The 19,117-nt window shown below is 71.9% G+C and carries 18 protein-coding genes and 1 pseudogene; 10 read left to right on the forward strand and 9 right to left on the reverse strand.

Features of this window, described 5'->3' with window-relative positions:
- From AOK11_RS33415 to AOK11_RS33435, 5 genes are all read left to right on the forward strand, one after another.
- Nucleotides 1–501 (forward strand): transglutaminase family protein (locus tag AOK11_RS33415; RefSeq protein WP_157869506.1); only part of this gene is annotated, 501 nt, incomplete at its 5' end.
- Between the two features lie 91 nt (nt 502–592).
- Complete coding sequence (locus tag AOK11_RS33420) at nt 593–1,066, forward strand: MarR family winged helix-turn-helix transcriptional regulator (protein WP_055597426.1); 474 nt, start codon at nt 593–595, stop codon at nt 1,064–1,066.
- Between the two features lie 239 nt (nt 1,067–1,305).
- Nucleotides 1,306–2,943, forward strand: coding sequence for an MFS transporter (locus AOK11_RS33425; protein ID WP_055597427.1), 1,638 nt, complete (start codon nt 1,306–1,308; stop codon nt 2,941–2,943).
- 311 nt (nt 2,944–3,254) lie between these two features.
- The gene (locus AOK11_RS33430; protein ID WP_055597440.1) at nt 3,255–6,056 is read left to right on the forward strand and encodes a winged helix-turn-helix domain-containing protein; all 2,802 of its coding nucleotides are present in this window, start codon (nt 3,255–3,257) and stop codon (nt 6,054–6,056) included.
- Nucleotides 6,057–6,176: 120 nt separating this feature from the next.
- Entirely contained in the window at nt 6,177–6,374 is a 198-nt protein-coding gene (locus AOK11_RS33435) for a hypothetical protein (protein ID WP_055597428.1), read from the forward strand.
- 111 nt (nt 6,375–6,485) lie between these two features.
- On the opposite strand, the gene AOK11_RS33440 is transcribed toward AOK11_RS33435, so the two are convergent.
- Nucleotides 6,486–7,895, reverse strand: coding sequence for a DUF2252 domain-containing protein (locus AOK11_RS33440; RefSeq protein ID WP_055597429.1), 1,410 nt, complete (start codon nt 7,893–7,895; stop codon nt 6,486–6,488).
- Between the two features lie 156 nt (nt 7,896–8,051).
- Here AOK11_RS33440 and AOK11_RS33445 point away from each other — a divergent pair, with 156 nt between their 5' ends.
- Together AOK11_RS33445 and AOK11_RS33450 are read left to right on the forward strand one after the other, a co-directional pair.
- Nucleotides 8,052–8,495: an SHOCT domain-containing protein gene (locus tag AOK11_RS33445; protein WP_055597430.1), complete on the forward strand. Its 444-nt coding sequence runs from the start codon at nt 8,052–8,054 to the stop codon at nt 8,493–8,495.
- A gap of 62 nt (nt 8,496–8,557) precedes the next feature.
- Entirely contained in the window at nt 8,558–8,995 is a 438-nt protein-coding gene (locus AOK11_RS33450; protein ID WP_055597431.1) for a DUF7144 family membrane protein, read from the forward strand.
- 103 nt (nt 8,996–9,098) lie between these two features.
- On the opposite strand, the pseudogene AOK11_RS33455 reads toward AOK11_RS33450, so the two are convergent.
- The 6 genes and pseudogenes from AOK11_RS33455 to AOK11_RS33480 form a co-directional block, all read right to left on the reverse strand.
- Nucleotides 9,099–9,389 (reverse strand): annotated as a pseudogene (locus AOK11_RS33455) (response regulator transcription factor); the annotation flags it as partial.
- A 312-nt stretch (nt 9,390–9,701) separates the two neighbouring features.
- Entirely contained in the window at nt 9,702–12,050 is a 2,349-nt protein-coding gene (locus tag AOK11_RS33460; RefSeq protein WP_055597432.1) for a hypothetical protein, read from the reverse strand.
- A 196-nt stretch (nt 12,051–12,246) separates the two neighbouring features.
- A complete protein-coding gene (locus AOK11_RS33465) occupies nt 12,247–12,675 on the reverse strand; it encodes a DUF6113 family protein (RefSeq protein ID WP_055597433.1) in 429 nt (142 codons plus the stop codon).
- Nucleotides 12,672–13,610 (reverse strand): N-acetyl-1-D-myo-inositol-2-amino-2-deoxy-alpha-D-glucopyranoside deacetylase, encoded by a 939-nt coding sequence (gene mshB, locus AOK11_RS33470; protein WP_055597434.1) that lies wholly within the window; start codon nt 13,608–13,610, stop codon nt 12,672–12,674. The genes AOK11_RS33465 and mshB overlap by 4 nt, the downstream gene beginning before the upstream one ends.
- Before the next feature lie 399 nt (nt 13,611–14,009).
- Nucleotides 14,010–14,759 (reverse strand): SDR family oxidoreductase, encoded by a 750-nt coding sequence (locus AOK11_RS33475; protein WP_055597435.1) that lies wholly within the window; start codon nt 14,757–14,759, stop codon nt 14,010–14,012.
- Nucleotides 14,760–14,905: 146 nt separating this feature from the next.
- On the reverse strand, nt 14,906–15,811 hold the full coding sequence (locus AOK11_RS33480; RefSeq protein ID WP_055597436.1) for an AraC family transcriptional regulator: 906 nt from the start codon (nt 15,809–15,811) through the stop codon (nt 14,906–14,908).
- 147 nt (nt 15,812–15,958) lie between these two features.
- Here AOK11_RS33480 and AOK11_RS33485 point away from each other — a divergent pair, with 147 nt between their 5' ends.
- Nucleotides 15,959–16,276 (forward strand): putative quinol monooxygenase, encoded by a 318-nt coding sequence (locus AOK11_RS33485; RefSeq protein ID WP_055597437.1) that lies wholly within the window; start codon nt 15,959–15,961, stop codon nt 16,274–16,276.
- A gap of 84 nt (nt 16,277–16,360) precedes the next feature.
- A complete protein-coding gene (locus AOK11_RS33490) occupies nt 16,361–17,329 on the forward strand; it encodes an alpha/beta hydrolase (RefSeq protein WP_055597438.1) in 969 nt (322 codons plus the stop codon).
- Nucleotides 17,330–17,636: 307 nt separating this feature from the next.
- On the opposite strand, the gene AOK11_RS46935 is transcribed toward AOK11_RS33490, so the two are convergent.
- Entirely contained in the window at nt 17,637–17,786 is a 150-nt protein-coding gene (locus tag AOK11_RS46935; protein WP_420903039.1) for a hypothetical protein, read from the reverse strand.
- A 137-nt stretch (nt 17,787–17,923) separates the two neighbouring features.
- Here AOK11_RS46935 and AOK11_RS33500 point away from each other — a divergent pair, with 137 nt between their 5' ends.
- Nucleotides 17,924–18,511, forward strand: coding sequence for a hypothetical protein (locus AOK11_RS33500; RefSeq protein WP_157869507.1), 588 nt, complete (start codon nt 17,924–17,926; stop codon nt 18,509–18,511).
- Nucleotides 18,512–18,622: 111 nt separating this feature from the next.
- Here AOK11_RS33500 and AOK11_RS33505 read toward each other — a convergent pair.
- Nucleotides 18,623–19,117: DUF6247 family protein (locus tag AOK11_RS33505; protein WP_276204861.1), on the reverse strand; the 495-nt coding region annotated here is incomplete at its 5' end.

A 19,117-nucleotide genomic window follows, 5' to 3' on the forward strand; every position in this document is an offset into this window, starting at 1 on the left:
GAGGTCGCCCGGCGGGCGGGGGCACCGGTGTACGGGGTCGGGCTGCCCGACCACGAAGTGGCCGGGCCGGACACGCGGGGCGGGGCGGCCCGGGAGCGGCAGGTGCTCGTCGATCCCTTCGACGGCGGCCGGGTGCTGACCGGGGCCGATACGGAGCTGCTGGTCGCCGGGGCGACGGGGGCGCCGCTGGACCCGTCGATGCTGGCACCGGCCGATCCGCTGAATGTCGTGCTGCGCGTCCTGAACAACATCCGGGCGTGGGCCGAGGCCCGCCCGGAGCGGTCGGACGTGGCGCTGTGGGCGCTGGACCTGTCCCTGCTGCTCCCCTCCCGGCCGGCGGAGCTGCGGTACGAACGGGCCCGGTTGCTGGTGCGGCGCGGAGACTTCCTCGACGGCGCGGACGAGCTGGAGGCCTACGCCGAGGTGGTGGCCGCGGTGGACGGGCCGGCGGCGGACCGGATCCGCGACGAGGCCCGGGCGGCCCGGGCGCTGCTCAACTGAGAGGCGCCCGCAAGCCCCGCTGTGCACTCTCGGTGAGACCCGCCTCATACCTCGCTTGACATAGGTATTTTCAGATACCTAATATCTACGGGTGTCCACCAGGAGTGCCTCCGAACAGCGCGTCGCACGCGTGAGCTCCGAGCTCGCGGCGTGCCTTCCCGTGCTGCACCGGGCCCTGGAGCGGCGGGTGGCGAGCGAGTATCCGCACCCGAAGCCGCCCGAGGGGCAGCTGGCACTGCTGCGGTTCGTCGCACAGCGTGAGGGCGCCACGGTCCGTGAGGCGGCCGAGGCGCTGCTGATGAAGCCGAACAACGTCAGCGCACTGGTCTCCCAGCTCACCGAGCGGGGAGAGCTGGAGCGCCGGCAGGACGGCGTCGACAAGCGGATCGCCCACCTCCACCTCACGGAGTCCTCGCGGCAGCGGATCGCCGAGGTCACCGCCCTGGAGGAGAGCCACCTCGGCCAGGCGATGCTGTCCCTCACCGACGGCGAGCTGGACGCGCTCGGTTCCGCCGTCGGCGCGCTGAAACTGCTGACCCGGAACCTTCACTCGGCAGCCCTCTGACGAGAGCGTCACGGACCGGCACCTCGCGCGAGGTCGCGCGGTGAAGCGCTCGTCCGGTGTTCCGCGCGTCCGCCCCCTCCCCCTTTCCTGAGGCAGTCCTTCCCGGACCGCCCCGTGCACGGCCCCGTGCGCTCCGCCCCGCCCTTGACCGGCCGGGCGGGCGCTGCGGGCCGGCTGCCGCTTCTCGGCCCCGCCGTGCAGTCCGTTCGTCCCCCTTTGAGAAAGAAACGGCTCCTTTCATGGCGTCCACACCTGTGGATCACTCCGCTCCCGACACGGCCGCCCGGTCGAAGGTCGAGCGCTTCCGGGCCAATCCCTGGCTCGCGCTGATCGCCGTGTCGTTCGGCCTGCTCATGGTGCAGCTCGACGGTTCCGTCGTCGCCATCGCCAACCCGGCGATCGGCAAGGACCTCGATGCCAGCACCGCGGAACTGCAGTGGGTCACCAACTCCTACCTGATCGCGCTCGCCGCCTCGATGATCCTCGGCGGCAAGCTCGGTGACCGGTTCGGCCGGCGCTTCTACTACCTCGTCGGCATCGGCGGGTTCATCGTCACCTCGGTCGCCATCGGCGTGGTCGGCAGCATCGAGGGCGTCATCGTCTTCCGTGCCCTGCAGGGTCTGGCGGGCGGCATCCTGATGCCCAACACCCTGGGCATCCTGCGCGCCGTCTTCCCGCCGAGGAAGTTCGCCCTCGCGGTGGGCATCTGGGGCATGGTCTCGGCCGTGTCGACCTCGCTGGGCCCGATCGTCGGCGGTCTGCTCGTCGAGCACGTCAACTGGGAGTCGGTCTTCTACCTGAACGTGCCGATCGGCCTCGTCGCGCTGGTGTTCAGCGCGGTGGTCCTCGCCGAGTCCAAGAACTCCGGCGGTCGGCAGCGTTTCGACATCCCCGGCGTCGTCCTGCTGGCGGCGGGCATGGTCGCGCTCGTCTTCGGCATCGTCAAGGGCGAGACGTGGGGCTGGGCCTCCGCCGGCACCCTCGGCGCCATCGTCCTGGGTCTGGCGCTGCTGGTCGTCTTCGGCTGGTACGAGACCCGGCAGGAGCACCCGCTGCTGCCGATGCGCCTGTTCCGCAACCGCTCGCTGACCACCGGTGCGGTCATGACCCTGCTGAACTTCTTCGTGATGCTCGGCGGCATCTTCTTCATCATGCTGTACCTGCAGAACGTGCGCGGCTACACGCCGGTCGAGGCCGGTATCAGCACGCTGCCGATGTCGCTCGCGTCGCTGGTCGCCTCTCCGCTCGGTTCCCAGCTGACCGCCCGCTTCGGCGCGCGCGCCACGATTCCGCTGGGCCTGCTCCTGTCGGGCGCCGGCATGTTCGGCATGCTGTCGTGGAGCGTCGACTCGTCCTACGCGACGATGTGGCCGCCGTTCATCGCGATAGGCCTGGGCGTCGGCATCGTGCTGCCCGCCACCGCCGCCACGATCATCGGCAACGCGCCCGTCAGGGACGGCGGTGTGGCCTCCGGCCTGCAGTCCACCATGCTGCAGATCGGTGGTGCCCTCGGTACCTCGGTGCTGATCACCGTGATCGCCGGCAAGGTCGGTTCCTCGCTGTTCGGTGAGCTGACCGGCGCGGGTGTCCCGACGGGTCTGGCGCACGGTCTGGAGCAGGCCGAGGACGCCGTCACGATGGGCATCGCCCCGGTCTCCGGCGACATGTCGGCGCAGATCAGGGCCGCCGTCATCGAGGGCAGTGGCCAGGCGTTCGTCAACGGTCTGCACGCCGCCGTCACCGTCACCGGCGTCCTGTGCGTCCTCGGTGCCGCGGCCGCCGTCCTCGGCATCAAGAGCCGCGCCGAGGAAGCGAAGGAGATGAGCGCCCAGTCGGCGGACGGCGAGGAGGCCGTGGTGGCCGTCGCCGCTCACTGAGCGAGCCCGCGCACACCACGCGTGCCCCTGCGCGGGAAGCGGCGCCGCCGGGACCGGACCAGGTCCCGGCGGCGCCGCTTTCGCATGGCCGCGGACGCCCCGGGCCGTACCGCCGCGCCGCGCGGGACCGGAGGGAGGCTGGGATGCTGGTGGGGTGAAGCCCTGCGCGTGACGCGGCCGGCGGACCCGGACGGTGGGTGGTGAGTGCGGTGACCATCGGCGACCTCCCTGAGCCGGAACCGGAACCGAGACCGGGGCCGGAGCCGGAGCCGGAGCCGGAGCCGGAGCCGGAGCCGGAGCCGGTACCGGGACTGGAGTCGGTACCGGAGTCGGGACCGGTACCGGAGTCGGGACCGGGCGGCGGTCCCGGGTGTTCCGGGGTCGATCCCCGGGGCGACCCGTTCCTGCGGACCCGGTACGCCATTCCCCCGAGGCCCGTCACCTTCCTGCGGCGGGAGCGCCTGACCCGGCATCTCGACCGTGCCCTGACCACTCCCCTGACGATCGTCAACGGAGCGGCCGGCGCCGGGAAGACCCTGCTCGTCGCGGACTGGGCGGCCGGTCTCGGACGGCCCGTGGCCTGGTTCACCACCGACGCGGAGGAGCTGCGCCCCGGCGTGTTCTGGGCGTACGTCCTGCAGGCCCTGCGCGCCGCCGGGGTGCCGGTGCCCGCGGCGGTGGGCTCGCCCGCCGACCCGGGCCGGGTGGACGAGGCGCTGCTGAACCGGCTGGCCGCGGAGCTGAGCGGCCCGATGACGGCGGGGCGGCCGGCGGTCCTCGTGCTCGACGAGTTCGACCGGGTCGCCGCGCCGGACACGGCCGCCCAGCTGGACTTCGTCCTGCGGCACGCGGGGCCGGGCCTGCGTCTGGTCGTGGCGTCCCGTACGGAACCGCTGCTGCCGCTGCACCGCTACCGGGCCGCCGGGGAGCTGACGGAGATCCGGGACGCGGAGCTGGCGTTCACCGCGCGGGAGGCCGGTGAGCTCCTCGGCCGGCACGGGCTGTCCCTGCCCGAGGCCGTCACGGACGCCCTCGTGGACCGTACCCGGGGCTGGGCCGCCGGACTGCGGCTGTGCGCGCTGGCCGCGCGGGAGAGCCCCGACCCGGAGACGTATCTGAAGGAGTTCGAGGCCGGGCAGAGCACGGTGGCCGACTTCCTCCTGGCGGAGGTGCTGGACATCCAGCCGCCCGGTACGCAGGACCTGCTGCTGCGGGTCAGCGTCCTGGAGCGGTTCTGTCCCGGCCTGGCGAACGCGCTGACCGGGCGTTCGGACGCCGGGGCCGTGCTGGCCTCGCTGCACCACCGCAACGCGTTCGTGCAGCATCTCGGGCACTCCTGGTACCGGCTGCACCCGCTCTTCGGGGAGATCCTGCGGGCGCATCTGGAGGTGCGGCGGCCCGGTCTGGCGCCGGAGCTCCACCGGCGGGCGGCGCGCTGGCTGAAGGCCGCGGGGTTCCTTCCGGAGACGCTCGTCCACGGCGCCGCCGCCGGTGACTGGGAGTTCGCCGCCGACGCCCTGGTGGGCGATCTGGCCGTCGGCCAGTTGTTCACCGGTCTGCGCTCGGCCGGTCTGGGCGACCTGTTCTCCCGTATGCCGTCCGGGGCGACCGGCCCCGCGCCGGAACTCGTCCGGGCGGCCCTCGGCCTCGCCCGCGGCGACCTGGAACGGGGCCCGGTCCACCTGGAACGGGCCGGAAAGCTGCTGGCCGGCGACGCCGGCGACGTCCTGGGTCGGGAGGGCGGCGAGAGCCCGGAGCGCGACCGGGAGGCCGCGCTGCTGTGCTGGGCGCTGCTCGAGGTGTTCGCCGCCCGGCTGACGGGGGCACCGGCACGCGCGGAACGGGCCGTCCGGCTGGCCGGGGAACTGCGCGGTGCCGTGCCCGCCGGGCTGCTGGACCGGCATCCCGAGCTGACCGCGCTGCTGCTGGCGCATCTGGGCTCGACCCGGCTGTGGGCGGGTCGTTTCGAAGACGCCCGGACGGTCCTGACCGCGGCCGTGGCGGGTCCCGGCGGGGCGTCGACGGCGCTGCCCCGGGAGGACGCCCTGGCCCAGCTCGCGCTGATCGACCAGCTCAACGGCTGGCCGGGCCGGGCGGAGCACAAGGCGTCCCAGGCGCTGGCCGAGACCGCGCGGTACAGCCTTCCCGGCCCGCCCGGCACCGGGCTGGAGCGGCTGGTGCTGGCGGCGGTGGCGGTCGACCGCGACGAGCTGGACCGGGCCCGGGAACTCCTCGACGAGGCGGCCACGCCCGCACACGACCCGCACGCCCCGGCCGACCCGTGCGTCCCGGCCGATCCGGTCGCCCGGGCGGCGCGGGCCGTCGTCACGGCCCGGCTGCTGCTGGCCCGGGGCGAGCCGCACGCCGCGCTCCGGGCGGCCGTCGGCACCACGCGCCCCGACGCGACCGCCGCCCTCGCCGCCGCCGAGGCGTCCTCCCCTTGGCTGCGGGGCCACGCGGCGCTGGTGACGGCCGCCGCGCACCTGGCAGGGGGGCGGCCGGACGCGGCCGCCGAGGCGCTCCGCGAGGTCCCCCTCGACCAGCCGGCCTGTGTGGTGGAGGCCGCCAGGATGCAGCTCGCGGCGGGCCGTCCGGACGCGGCGGCCGGTCTGCTCGACGCGCTGCGCTGCGCGGGCCGGACCGGCCCCGGGGTGTCCGTGCGGGCCGCACTCGTACGGGCCCGGAGCGGCCATCTGGCGGGAGACCCGGCCACTGCCCGCCGATGGCTCGCGGTGGCGCTGCGCGGCGCCCGGCACGAGCACCTGCGGCGCCCCTTCGTGGAGGCGGGGCCGTGGATCGGGCCGCTGCTGGACACGGACCCGCTGCGGGGCCTGGCCGCGGGCTGGCTCGTCACCGGGTCCGCGGACGTGCCGCCGCCCGGTGTGAAGGAGCCGGTGAACGACTGGGGGAAGGAGCCGGTGGAGGAGCTGAGCGGCCGGGAGCGGGACGTGCTGCGGCGGCTGGCCCGGATGATGACGACCGAGGAGATCGCCGCCGACCTGTACGTGTCGGTCAACACGGTGAAGACCCACCTCAGGAACATCTACCGGAAGCTCGACGTCAACCGCCGCGCCGACGCCGTACGCCGGGCCCGCGCCCTCCGGCTGCTGTGAGCCCCGCGCGCCCTCCCTCACCTGCCCCGGGTGAGGGCGTACGGCCGCCCGGGGTGGACGATCGCAGGGCAGGGGCGGTTTGCCGCCTGCGCCCGAGCCGTGGGAGGGGAGGAGGGCCGCATGCACTACGAGATCCGCGTCGACGGACACATGTCCGAGGCGCTGACCAAGACCTTCCCCGAACTGGACCATGTCGTGATGTGGGGTCAGACCGTGCTGTTCGGTCATGTCGTCGACGAGGCGCATCTGTACGGGCTGCTGGCCCGCCTGCGTTCGCTGGGCCTGCGTGTGGTCGAGATGCGCCCGACCCCTAGGTGACACCCGGCCCCTGGGTGACATCCGGCGCCTGGGTGACATCCGGCGCCCGGCACGTCGGCCCGGCCCGCCGGTGAGCGGTCTGAGTGCCTCTGCAGACGTCAGAGGACGTTCTCAGAGGCTCTTCGCGGTGAGCCGTCCCGAGCGTACGGCGGCCCCGAGCTTCTTGAAGTCCCGTTCGTTGCGGTCGGCGTAGGCCTGTGCGAAGCCGGGGAGGGCGCGGTCGAAAAGGTCGCCGCTGCCCAGATAGGCGGAGATCGCGACGGGATCGCCGGAGCGGGCGTGGGCGCGGGCGAGGCTGCCTCCGCACCAGCCGCCGAAGAGGGCGAGCATGCGGGGGTCCATGGTCTCCGGGCGGGCGATGCCCTTCCAGTCCCGGAGTTGGCGTACGTAGAAGTCCCGTTCCCTGCCGTCCAGGCCCAGGACGTGGGTCCAGCCGAGGAAGATGTCGCTGGAGGTCTGGATCAGACGCTGACCGGTCACCACGCGGCGGCCCTGGTTGTCGAAGCGTTCGCCGTCCGTGTGCGGCGCGAGCACCGATTCCTGCGCCTCCTTGGCCTGGAGCAGCAGCGGGTCGTCGTCGTCGCGGCCGAGCATGAGCAGGATCCAGCAGCGGGTGCCGACGCTGCCGACGCCGACCACCTTGCGGGCCGTGTCCGCGAGCCGGTAGCGGTGCAGGAGGTGCCGGCGTTCGGAGGAGAGGGTGTCCGTGTAGCTCTCGACGATGGTGCGCAGTTCGGTTTCCTCGCCGCGGTCGGGCGCGTCGGTCAGCAGGTCCCGCAGGGGGATGATCAGGGGCGGGTCCGGGGTGATCCGCCGGCCCTCGGGGGTGACCCGGGTGAGCCGGTCGATGGCCTGGAGATAGGTGTGGGTGCGGGCCTTCGCGGCGGCCCGGTCGGTGCGGCGCAGGACGGACGAATCCAGGGAGGAGTCGAGGAGTTCGCGCATCCGGTCGACGTCGTCCTGGGCGTACCAGATGTCCAGGGTGCGCATGCCGGCGAAACGGTGCATCCGTGCGCGGTACTCCTGGACGCAGGCGGTGACCGCCTTGTTCTGCTGCCGCGTCGAGAAGCCGTTGGCGCGGCCCGCGATGACCAGGCTGGCGGCGAGGCGTTTGACGTCCCATTCGAAGGGGCCGGGGAAGGTCTCGTCGAAGTCGTTGATGTCGAAGACGAGGTGCCGTTCCGGCGAGGCCAGCAGCCGGAAGTTCAGCAGGTGGGCGTCGCCGCACAGCTGCACCTCGAGTCCGGTGTGCGGGAGTGTCGCCAGGTCGGCGGCCATGATCGCGGCGGCGCCCCGGTAGAACCGGAACGGCGATTCCAACATGCGCCCGTACCGGATCGGGACCAGTTCGGGCACCCGTGTGGCCGACTGGCGCGCGAGCACGTCGACCGGATCGAAGCGGTCGGCGCCGGGGTCGAACAGGCCGTGCGCCGAGCGGGGTACGCGTTTGCGGGCCGTCCGGCCCCGGTCGATCCGCTCGGCCGGTGTGGGTGCCGCGGCGACGGCGCTCGGTGCGGTCATGGTCCGCCCTCCTGGCTTCGGCGTACGTCTGTTCTCCAGCTCACCGCGGCCCGGCCCGTCCGGGATCACCCGTCAGGGGTGAGGCCCCACGGACGCGGCCGGGGCAGCCTGGTAAGGCACGCGTCACCCTCGCCGGACGCCTGACGAAGGAGAGCCATGAGCTCCGCGACCTATCTCGCGTACGACTACCCCCTGCTCGGGGCCTTCTGGACGATGCTGCTGCTGTTCCTGTGGGTCATGTGGTTCGTCCTGCTGTTCCGGGTCATCGCCGACCTCTTCCGGGATAACGAGCTGAGCGGTTGGGCCAAGACCGGGTGGCTGGTCTTCGTCATCGTGCTGCCGTTCATCGGCGTGTTCGTCTACGTCGTGGCCCGCGGCCGGAACATGGGCAGGCGGGAGATCGCGCAGGCCCGTGCGCGGCAGGAGGCGTTCGACAGCTACATCAAGGAGACCGCGGCGGGCCACGGCGGGCAGGCCGGCACCGCCGACGAACTGCACCGGCTGTCCGAGATCCGCTCGCGCGGCGACCTCACCGACGAGGAGTTCGACCGGGCCAAGGAACTGGTGCTGAGCGGCCACGGCGCGGGAAGCACCCGCTGACCGCACGCACCGCACGCCGAACCAGTACGAGCAACCCGTACGACACAGAAAGGGGCGGTGAAATGGCTACGGCTCACGCCCATCACGCACAGTCGCAGGCACGTGCGCACACATCCTCCGCCAAACGCGAGTGGGCCGGCGGGCTGACCGTCTTCGGCGGCGTCATGCTGATGCTCGCCGGAATCCTGAACATCGTCCGGGGCATCTCCGGGATCGCCCAGGACGACGTCTTCGTGGCCACGCAGAACTACGTCTTCAAGTTCGACCTCACGTCCTGGGGCTGGATCCACCTGATCCTGGGCGCGGTGGCCGTGCTCATCAGCGTGGGGCTGTTCCAGGCCAGTACGTGGGCGCGGGTGGCCGGTGTGGCGATCGGCGGGCTCATCATGATCGCCAACTTCATGTCCCTGCCGTACGCCCCGGTCTGGTCGGTCGTGATGATCGCCCTCTCCGGCGTCATGATCTGGGCGCTGTGCACGGTGCGGCGCGGAGAAACCTGAGCCGGACGCCCTGACGCCCCGACTCTCGAACGAACGGAGCACGGCAGCGGCGGCCCCAAGCCGGGCCGCCGCTGCCGTGCTGCCGTGCTGCCGTGCTGCCGTGCTAGAGCCAGCCCTTCTCGCGAGCCACGCGGGCCGCTTCCGCCCGGTTGCGGACGGCCAGTTCCTGGATGGCGGTGGAGAGGTAGTTGCGGACGGTGCCCTGGGAGGGGTGCAGGGTGCGGGCCAGTTCCGCGTTGGTGGAGCCGTCGGCGGCGGCGCGCAGGACCTCGCGTTCGCGGTCGGTGAGGGGATGGGCGCCGTCGGTGAGGGCCACGGCGGCGAGGGCGGGGTCGATGACCCGCTCCCCCGTCAGCACCGTGCGGACCGCGGCGGCGAGCAGCGCGACGGTGGCGCGGGCCTCGCGCAACGCGACGGTGGTCCGCACGAGTTCGCGTACGCCGGTCATGGCGAAGGCGCCGAGGAGTGCCGGGACGAGCAGCGCGCCCACGAACGCCCTCCCGTCCGGCACCACGAAGGCGAGCGCCGCCATCAGCGCCGACGCCTCCCCCGTCGTCGACCGGGACGACGGGGTCACAGGCGGTTTTCGTCGCTGCGCTCATGGCGACCGTCGTGACGCGCACGGGGCCCGGAGGGCAGTGCCTGTCGTCCTGATCCCCGCATGACGGATGTCATGCGGGGATCAGGACGACAAGTCGGTCCCGGTTCAGCTCGGGTTCGTCTCGATGACCGCGACCCGGTCGGTCGTGCTGGTCAGCGCCTGGCGGAGGGCGCCATAAACGTCCTGGGGAGTGACAGGTGTCTTCTCGCCGTTGCCCCGGGTGATGAGCACACCGTCGAATGCCTGGCCGTAGAGCTCCTCCAGGGCCTTCAGGTCGGGCTTGTCGACCAGCTTGCCGTTGACGGCCTCCACCCTGAGGAACTTCCACAGCGAGTTCTGCGGGCTCATCGGCACCGAGTGCTCCGCGTCGGTCTGCACCGTCACGTTGGCCGACATCGCCGGTTCGGCGAACTCCTTCATCATCCGGTCGACCTCGGCCTTGGAGATCGTGGGTTCCTGAGTGGTGGTCGGCACCGTCACCGTGGGCGAGGAGCCGGTCTCCACCTGGGTCCGGTACGCCTCCTCGACCGCCTCGGTCGACTTGTCGACGTCGATGCCCGCGCCGGGCTTGCCGTAGACGGCGACGGCCTTGCCGGACTTGAACGTGATCGTGCCGTCGTTGCCGGAGCCGCCGCCCGCGGCCTCCAGGGCGGCGTGCAGCTTCTCCTCGTCGACGGGGATGACGGGGTCGACGACCCGGCTGTTGCCGAAGAGGGAGCCGATGACGGAGACCGGGTTGTAGTCGCTGCGGGCCGCCGCGCCGATGGTGGCGTCGGTGTCGAGCTGGAGTCCGGCCTTGTCCGGCTCCAGTTCGACGGTCTTGTCGCCGACGGCCAGCTTGAGCGGCTTGTTCAGCCGGTCGGCGAGCGCCTTGTCGAGCGTCTTCACGGCCTCGTCGCGGGTGCCGCCGCCGATGTCGACGCCGAGCACGGTGGTGCCCTTGGGCACGTCGGAGTGGTTCATCAGCAGGCCGGCGCCGTAGACGCCACCGGCGAGCAGGATCACGGCGCCGCCGAGCAGGGGCAGCTTGCTGCGGCCCTTCTTCTTCGGCGCCTTCGAGGAGGCCGCCGGGGGCGGGGTGGCCGGTCCGGGCAGCCTGGGCGGCGTGTACGTGCCGGGGCCGCCGGCCGGGAAATCCGCGTCGAAGGAGGCGCTCGCCGGTACGACCGGGATGCCGCTGGTGACGGTGTGTCCGGAGAGGTTGTCGTGGCGGGCTCCGTAGCCCGGGGCGCCGGATTCGGGGGCGGGGAACTGCGGGGTGAGGCTCGCGGTGTCGTCGCCCAGTCCGCCGCCGGGGTGGGGACCGCCGCGGGGGCCGCGCGGGCCGGGCCCACCGGTGACCGGCCCGGCCGTGGGGCCGCCGGCCCCGGGACGGGCAGGACCACCGGGCCCGCCCTGGTCGCCGTACGGCGACTGGCCGGAGGGGCCGGGCTGGCCGGGGTACCTCGCCTGGCCGTTCCGTGCTTCGAGGTCGTCGTCGGTGAAGAACGGCAGGTCGTCGAGGCGCGGTTCGCCGCCCCCGTTCCCGCCCGCACCCGGGCCCGTGCCCGTGCCCGGACGCGTACCGCCGCTGCCGAGCGGGCCGGCGGCGAGTGCCTCGGTCACGTCGAAGGAACCGGTGCCGCCGCCGTGTCCGGGCGCGACCGGCCCGCCGGTGGCGCCGGAGAGCCCGGAGCCGTTGCCGCCGGGTGCGGAACCGTTCGTGCCACCGGGACCACCGGAGCCGCCGGGCCGGGAGCCGCCCGTCACGCTCATCCCGCCGGCCACACCGGCCGGGCGTCCGCCCGGACGCGCACCGCCACCGGAAGTTCCCGAAGCGCCGCCCGCAGGACCCGAAGTGCCCTCCGGGCCCGCCCCGTTGCCGGATCCGCCACCCGTACCGCTCTTGCCCGCACCGGACTTGCGCGGCGCGAACCAGTCGCTGGCCGGCTTCTCCGCCGGGGCCGCCTGCTGCGGGACCGACTGCTGCGGGGCGGGCCGCGGGCCACCCGCGGCGCCGGTGGCGGTCGCGGCGGAGGGCTCGACGGCACGGGGGCCGGAACCCGGGCCGGAAGCGGCACCGCTGCCGGCGCCCAGAGCCCTGGGGGCACCCGGTGCGGGCGCCGAGGGCCGGTCCTTGGCCCCACCCGGGGCCGCGCCCTGGGTGTCGCCGGCGCCCGTGCTCTCGCCGTCCTTGACGGTTTTGCGCACGACGACCGGCGGAATGGGCCGGGAACCGGGGATGTTGATCCGGATTCTGGTCGTCAGCGTGGTCTCGGTCTTGCGTTCATCCGAACGTGGGCCGCCCGACCGCTGGTCACCCGGGCGCTGTTCGTCCGGCCGCGCGGCGGGTCGGCCCGCGGCCGCCGCCTCACCCGGAACCGCCGGAATGCCGTAGGGCGGGGTGCCCGACGGGTATGCGGCTCCGCCGTGCCCGTTGGGCCCGGTGGACGGAGTGTCAGTTTCACGACTCAAGGCAGGTTCTCCCGGTTGGCTCCGCCGCCCGTCACGACCTCACGGTGGGGGTCTCCCCCAACTCGACCGGAGCCGAGAGTTCGGGGAGGCTCAGCGGCGCGCGCACCACCATACTGGCCGCATCCGGCCCGTATTGCCGGACCGTGGCGGAAACCCCCGCCGGAACCGCACGCGCGCACCGCGGCGAAGTAGTACGTCACTTCCCAAGTCGGACAGGATCGCCCTGCGGTTGCCGCCCCGGCGCGAGGGTGGCACACATCACAGCGACGGCGATGCCGCCGAGCAGGAAGAGGTACGAGCCGGCTCCCGCGGCGAACAGGAAGTCGCCTTCCGGACGGCTGACGGTGAGCAGGAGGACGACGATGACCCAGCCGCCGCCGGCCGACGCGGCCCCGGCGCGGCTGCGCAGCGCGAGCGCCCCGCCCAGGCAGAGGCCGGCCTCGGCGGCGAGGGCGAGCAGCAGTCCGCCCGGGAACCAGGCGGGCTGCACCAGCGCCCCGGCCACCCCCACCACGGCGCCGAGCAGGAACAGCCCCAGGCAGGCGGCGATCCGCCTGCCGGAGGGCAGCCGCAGCGGCTGAGCCAGCGCCGACACCGGCGCGCTCCCGCTCGTCCGCCCGCTCATGACGCCTCCCCGGTGCCGGCCGTGGTGCCGCTGCCGGTCCCGGTCCCGGCGAAGAGGTCGTTCTCCCGGCCGCCGGGGGTCCGCGCGCCGCGCACCAACTCGTAGTACTCGGTCGTGAACAGCGGCTGCGCGAGTTCGTTGGAGAGCACGAAGTAGGGCGCGTACGGTTCGGCCACGGTGATCTGGGTGGCGTGGGCGCGCATCGCGGCGGCCTTGGCGGCGGCGTACGCGGTGCCGTCGATCTCGGTGGTGACCAGGGCGTCGTCGACGACTCCGGGGACGTCACCGATCTCGCCCGCCTTGTCGAACGGCAGCCCGGGCAGGTCGTCGTCCAGTCGCGCGAAGGCGGCCTCGGCGACGGAGCGGGGAACCCGGTTCCAGTAGACCTTGGGGACGTCCCACCCGTCCCGGGCGGCGAGCTCGACGGCCCGCATGGCGACGCGGTGCGCCTGGATGTGGTCGGGGTGCCCGTAGCCGCCGTCGTCGTCGTACGTGACGAGCACCTGGGGCCGGACCTCGAGGATCACCTGGGCGAGCAGACCGGCGGCCTGATCGACGTCGGCCTGCCAGAAGCAGCCGGGGTCGTCGTTGTCGGGCAGGCCCATCATCCCGGAGTCGCTGTAGCGCCCGGCGCCGCCGAGCAGCCGGAAGTCGTCGACGCCGAGGGCGCGCATCGCCTCGGCCAGCTCTCCCATCCGGTGCTGCCCGAGGGCGGCGCCGCTCAGGTGGGCCGACTCGGGCGGGATGACCTCGCCGCGCTCACCGAGCGTGCAGGTGACCAGGGTCACGTGCGCGCTCTCGGCGGCGTACCGGGCCATGGTGGCGCCGTTGTTGATCGACTCGTCGTCCGGGTGGGCGTGCACCAGCATCAGCCGCCGGGCGGCGAGGGATGAAGGTTCCCCCGGCTGGGGACTGGGGGAGGGCTGTTCCGTCATGGTTCCACCCTATGAGGCGGCGGGTCCTGACGCCGCGCTCCCGTCCGGCAGGGTGCGGGAGCACCGTGAAGACATCGAGAGAATCGTCGCCGTCGGCTCGTATGCCGTGGCCGCTCCCGATCGACGACGGGGCCGGAGGTGATCGCCTGTGATCATGAGACGTATGCCCGGGGAACGGGCGGGCGTTGGGGTTGATTCGGCCGCCCTGCGAGCGCCGGAACTCGCGCCGTCGGCGTTGGTCAATTCCACCCGGTCCTGCTCCGACCAGCCGCCGGCTCGTCATTCACTGTGTGCGCCTTGTGGAGAAGACGGGCATCAAGCAGTGAGGGGCGAACGGCCCCGGGCATGTGCGCGGGGCCGTCCCTTGGGTCGCCGCGAGTCACCTTGCTTGCCGGTTGATCACTTGGCTTGGGCGAGCCGGACGGCGTCGGGGCCGGCCGGGAACTGCAGCCGGCCGGTCGTGTCGTGCACGGCTTCCCATACCGTCTTGGCGACGTCGCTCTCCTTGGTGAAGGCGACCTGGCCTGTGAATTCCCCCATGGCCTTCCTGGCGAACTCCGCGTAGGGCGCCGGCACCAGTTCGTCCGGCGAAGCTCCGTTGGTCGCTTTGGCGGCGAAGCCGGTGGTGAGGCAGGCGCCCGGCTCGACGGTCTTCGCCCGCACGCCGAAGGGGGCGAGTTCGAGGGCGAGGGACGAGGTGAACCCTTCGATGGCCATCTTGCTTGCCTTGTAGATGGCCGAGAGCGGCATGTCCCCCAGGACCACGCTGGACGTCACGTTGACTATGACGCCGGATCCGCGCTCGCGGAAGCGGGGGAGGACTGCTTGGGTCGTTGCCATCACGCCGAAGGTATTGGTTTCGAACACCTCCCGTACGCGGGTCATGGGGGTGCCCTCGAACACGCTGATCGAGGGGACGCCCGCGTTGTTGACCAGGACGTCGATGGGGCCCGCTGCTTCGAAGGCGGCGGTGATGCCGTCCGGCTCGGTCACGTCGAGTTCGATGATGCGGAGCCGGTCCGACTCGGGGAGGACATCCGGACGGGGGGTGCGCATGGTGGCGATGACGTTCCAGCCCTGGTGGTGGAAGTGGAGGGCTGTCTCCCGTCCGTATCCGGAAGAGGAGCCGGTGATGAGAATGGTCTTCATGGCGGGTCCTTGCGAGGGGTGGGATCGACGGCCGGGCAGGCACTTCTCTGCTCTGCAAAAGAACCGGCACTACCATTGAATCGCTCTGACCTGCTGAAACAGTAGAACTATCCTCGCTTCTCCTTGCGTAATCCTGCCTGCTCAACTCACGGGAGTGTGCTCGCCGGCGTGCGTACGGTGCTCCGCAGCCTGGCGGCGTCCCGGCTCGGAGGTGCGCCGAACTGACGGCGGTATTCCCTGCTGAACTGTGACGGGTTGTCGTAGCCGACGCGCTGGCCCACCCGTGTGACGTCGCCCGGGTGGGTGGCCAGCAGTATCCGCGCCTCCTGCAGCCGGATCCGTTTCTGGAACTGGATGGGGCTCATGGCGGTCACCGCCTGGAAGTTGCGGTGGAAAGCGGAGACGCTCATGCCGGACATGCGGGCCACGTCCTCGACCCGGAAGGGCTGCGCGTAGTGCTCGCGGATCCAGCGCACGGCCCGGGAGACGTGACTGAGGCCGCTATCGGCCAGGCCGAGCTGGCGAACCGTCGCACCCTGCTCGCCGGCGATCAGGCGCCACAGGATCTCGCGCTTGATCAGCGGGGCAAGCACAGCCCGGTCGCGAGGCTCATCGAGCAGGCGCAGCAGTCGGACCACCGCATCGAGCAGTGCGTCTGAAGCGTCGCCGACGGCGATTCCCGACGGAACATTTCCGCCGACCGGGGGGATGTCCTCGGGACCGGCCTCAAGCAGCAGCTCGGCGATGACCGACGGTTCCAGCAGGAGACCGAAGCCGATCGCCGGCTGCTCGGGGTCGGCCTGGAGGAACTGCCCCGTGACGGGCAGGTCCACGGACGCGACCACATATTGACCGGGGCCGTACTCGTAGACCCGGTCGCCCAGCGCGAGGCGCTTGGCGCCCTGGGCGATGACCGCCAGGACCGTGCCGGACATGGACGGCTCCGGCGGGTCCGGCCGGTCGACCTTCGAGATGAGGACGCCGTCCAGAGCGGTGGTCCAGTCGGAGCGGGCATGGCGAGTCAGCAGGGTGCGGAGTTCGTCGAGGCACATACCTCCACTGCAGCACCCTTCTGCTTTTTGCTCCCGAGTTTGAGAGGAACGTGCAGATGCGAAAGAGCATCGTTCTAACGTTTCTGCAGGTCACAGGGTTTGAATGGAATTACTTCACCTCGACGTCCCAGACGAAGGAACCCACCGATGAGCGCCGCATACGGCTTCAACGCCACTTTGACCGCCAAGCCCGGAAAGGGCGACCGACTGATCGAGCTCCTGCTCACCGGCCTGGACGAGGGCGCCCCCGGCGCGAGCGAACACTGCCTCGTCTACCTCGTGTCCCGTTCCGCGTCCGACCCCGACACCGTCCACGTCACTGAGGGATGGACCAGCGAAGAGGACCACCACCGGATCTTCGCCGGCGAAGCCGCCCGGGCCATCGTGGCGAAGATCGGCGGACTGCTGGCCAAGGAGTCCGAGTACACCGACTACGTCCCCGTCCGCGGCAAGGCCGGCTTCTGAGATCCACCGAACCGACTTCCGGCCCGCTGCCCCGGTTTCCGCCGAACGCCCTGACTCATCAGCGCCCCGCCGAAAGGCATCACCATGACCACGCGACGCCCCGGCCTGGACCCCGAACTGCACGAACTCCTCTCCGACATGCCCCTCATGTCTCACCTGACCCCCGAGATCCTCACCCAACTGCGGCAGTACCCGTCAACACCTGTCGAGTCGCTCCTCACGGGCCGTCAGGCCGAGTGGCGTGAAGTCACTGTGCCCGCCCCGGACGGCGCGCAGATACCGCTGTCGGTCTTCAGCCCCGCGAACACGGACCGGACCACCGCCGCGCCGTGCGTCTACTGGATACACGGCGGCGGGATGGTCATGGGTGACCGCTTCTCGCAGCTCGACATCCCCCTCGAGTGGTTCGATGAGTTCGGCGCGGTCGTGGTCTCCGTGGACTACCGGCTCGCACCCGAGGCCGGCGGCACCACGCTGGTCGACGACTGTTACCAGGGACTCCTGTGGGTCACCGCGCATGCCACCGAACTGGGCATCGACCCGACGCGCATCATCGTTGCCGGCGCCAGCGCGGGCGGCGGTCTCGCGGCCGGCGTCGCCCTGCTGGCTCGCGACCTCGGTGCTCCCGCCATCGCGGCCCAGGTGCTGATCTGCCCCATGCTCGACCACCGCAACGCCACCACTTCCAGCCTTCAGTACTCGGGCGTACCGGGCGTGTGGACCGGCGAGATGAACGCGTTCGGATGGCGCTCAGTCCTCGGTGGCCTCACCGGAGACGAAGTACCTGCGTATGTCTCACCCGCACTGTCGGGCGACCTTTCAGACCTGCCGACCACCTACATCGACACCGGCTCCGCCGAGGTCTTCCGTGACGAGGACATCGCCTACGCCGGCAACATCTGGACGGCGGGTGGCCAGGCCGAACTCCACGTTTGGGCAGGCGGCTTCCACGGCTTCGACGCCCTGTACCCGCAAGCGCACATCTCTGCCACAGCCCGCCGCACCCGCACCGACTGGCTCGCCCGCGTCCTGCGCCGGCAGCCGCCCGCGTAAGCCACCGGCACCCACGCGCGGAACCGGGGTACGCGGGGTTCGGTACGGCGGGGAGCGGCTTGGGCTCTTGCTTTCCCGCGTTCCGCCCGCCCCGCCCCCGATACCGTCCACGTCCGCGACTCGAAGGACCTCGCGCGCCCCGCCTGAGCTTCGCACCCGCCGCGTGGGCCGACTTCGCCCCGTACGCGGTCAGGGGCCGACCCGGCGGCTCCTGCTCGGCCTCGGACAGGACCTGATGCTCGCCCACCCGGCGGCCCCGCGTGCGGGACAGCGGTGCGTCCCGGCCACCGGTCTGCCACCTCGTCCATCAGTTGTCCACAGCCCTGACCGACACCTTGAACAGGACCGCGACCTCTGCCCGGTCCCGGCCCTCCATCAGCGCGGACACCGCCGGCAACCGCACAGCCTCCTGCGCGTCCGGCGACCAGGTCCGCGCATCCCCCACCAGACCACTCACACACCCTCAAGTCTCCCTCAAGTCACTGATCTCCCGCGATCACTTGTCATAGATTGACCGGACCTCGTCAACCGAGACGGGGCAGTGATCGTGCGGCCCGTGGTAAGGGCCGTCGAAGAAAAGCGGGGGACAGCAGTATGAGCAAGAGATTCCTGTCGACAGTCGTGGCCACTGGTGTGGCCGCCGTCTCCTTCGTGGCGCTCGGCCCGGCGGGCACGGCGGGTGCCGCGCCGCTCGTCTGTGAGCCTGGCTACAAGTCCGCGTCCTGGACCAGCCTGGACAAGAGCTGGGTGATCACCCACGCCAAGCAGATCAACATCCCCAAGAGCGGCACCGGCAGCTACACCAAGACGGCGACCTACCGCAAGACGGTCAGCTCGGGGCGCGAGGTGACCGGAGGCGCCAGCTACTCGGCCAACTGGGTCATCTCCAGCATGGACGCCCACGTCTCCGGGACGCTCTCCAAGGCGGGCGAGAAGACCAAGGAGAAGAGCGAGTCGGTCACGTTCAACTTCAACAAGCCGGGTGTCTACGTGGTGTTCAGCGGCGTCAAGAAGGCGTCCGGCTACTACACGGCCAAGACCTGCAACTCCAAGGGCACCGGCTTCGGCAAGAAGGGCTACGGCAAGGCCCGTAGCTGGAGCGTCCAGGCCGAGGGTGCGGTGAAGTGCACCGAATCGCCCAAGAAGGGCACGGCCAAGCGGGCGGCCAAGGCCTACTGCTGAGGTGACACCGCCCCGGTGGGCCTCGGCCCGTCGGAACGGCATCCGCCGGCAGGGCTGCGAGGGCCGGACCCCGACGGGGTCCGGCCCTTCCGGGTCGAGTGCTCCCCGGTCTCATGCACACGGTGTCTTCGACGTGCTCGGGCAGGGTGTCGAGGACCTTCGCGACCGGCGGGGAGAAGCGGACCGCGTACGGCTGTCCGGCCACCGGTGCCTTCCCCGCAGCTCCGCCATGTCGATGGCCTCGCTGTCGTCGTAGCCGGAGGCGACGAACGCGTCGACGGCCGGAGCGTGGGCGAGTCGGCCCTGCCAGTCCTGGACGACCTCGTACAGGGCGGCGAGAGAGAACGTGCGGCGGGATTCCTCGAGGGCCGCGGCCCACTCCTGCTCGAAGGCCGGCACCCACCGGTCCGCGCGCCGGTCGGCGCGCAGCTGGGCGAGGAGTTCGGCCAGCTCCTCGGGCGCGGGCCACGGGCGGGAGGGGTGGGGCTCGGTGGGGTTCTTTCCCCCACGTTCTTTGTCTTTCAGTCGTCGACGGCACCGGAACCCGTGGGGACGGGTTCCGGTGGCACGAGGCGCAATTCGGCCCACACGGTCTTCCGCGGGAAC

It is taken from the genome of Streptomyces hirsutus (assembly GCF_001418415.1).
Classification (GTDB): domain Bacteria; phylum Actinomycetota; class Actinomycetes; order Streptomycetales; family Streptomycetaceae; genus Streptomyces; species Streptomyces hirsutus.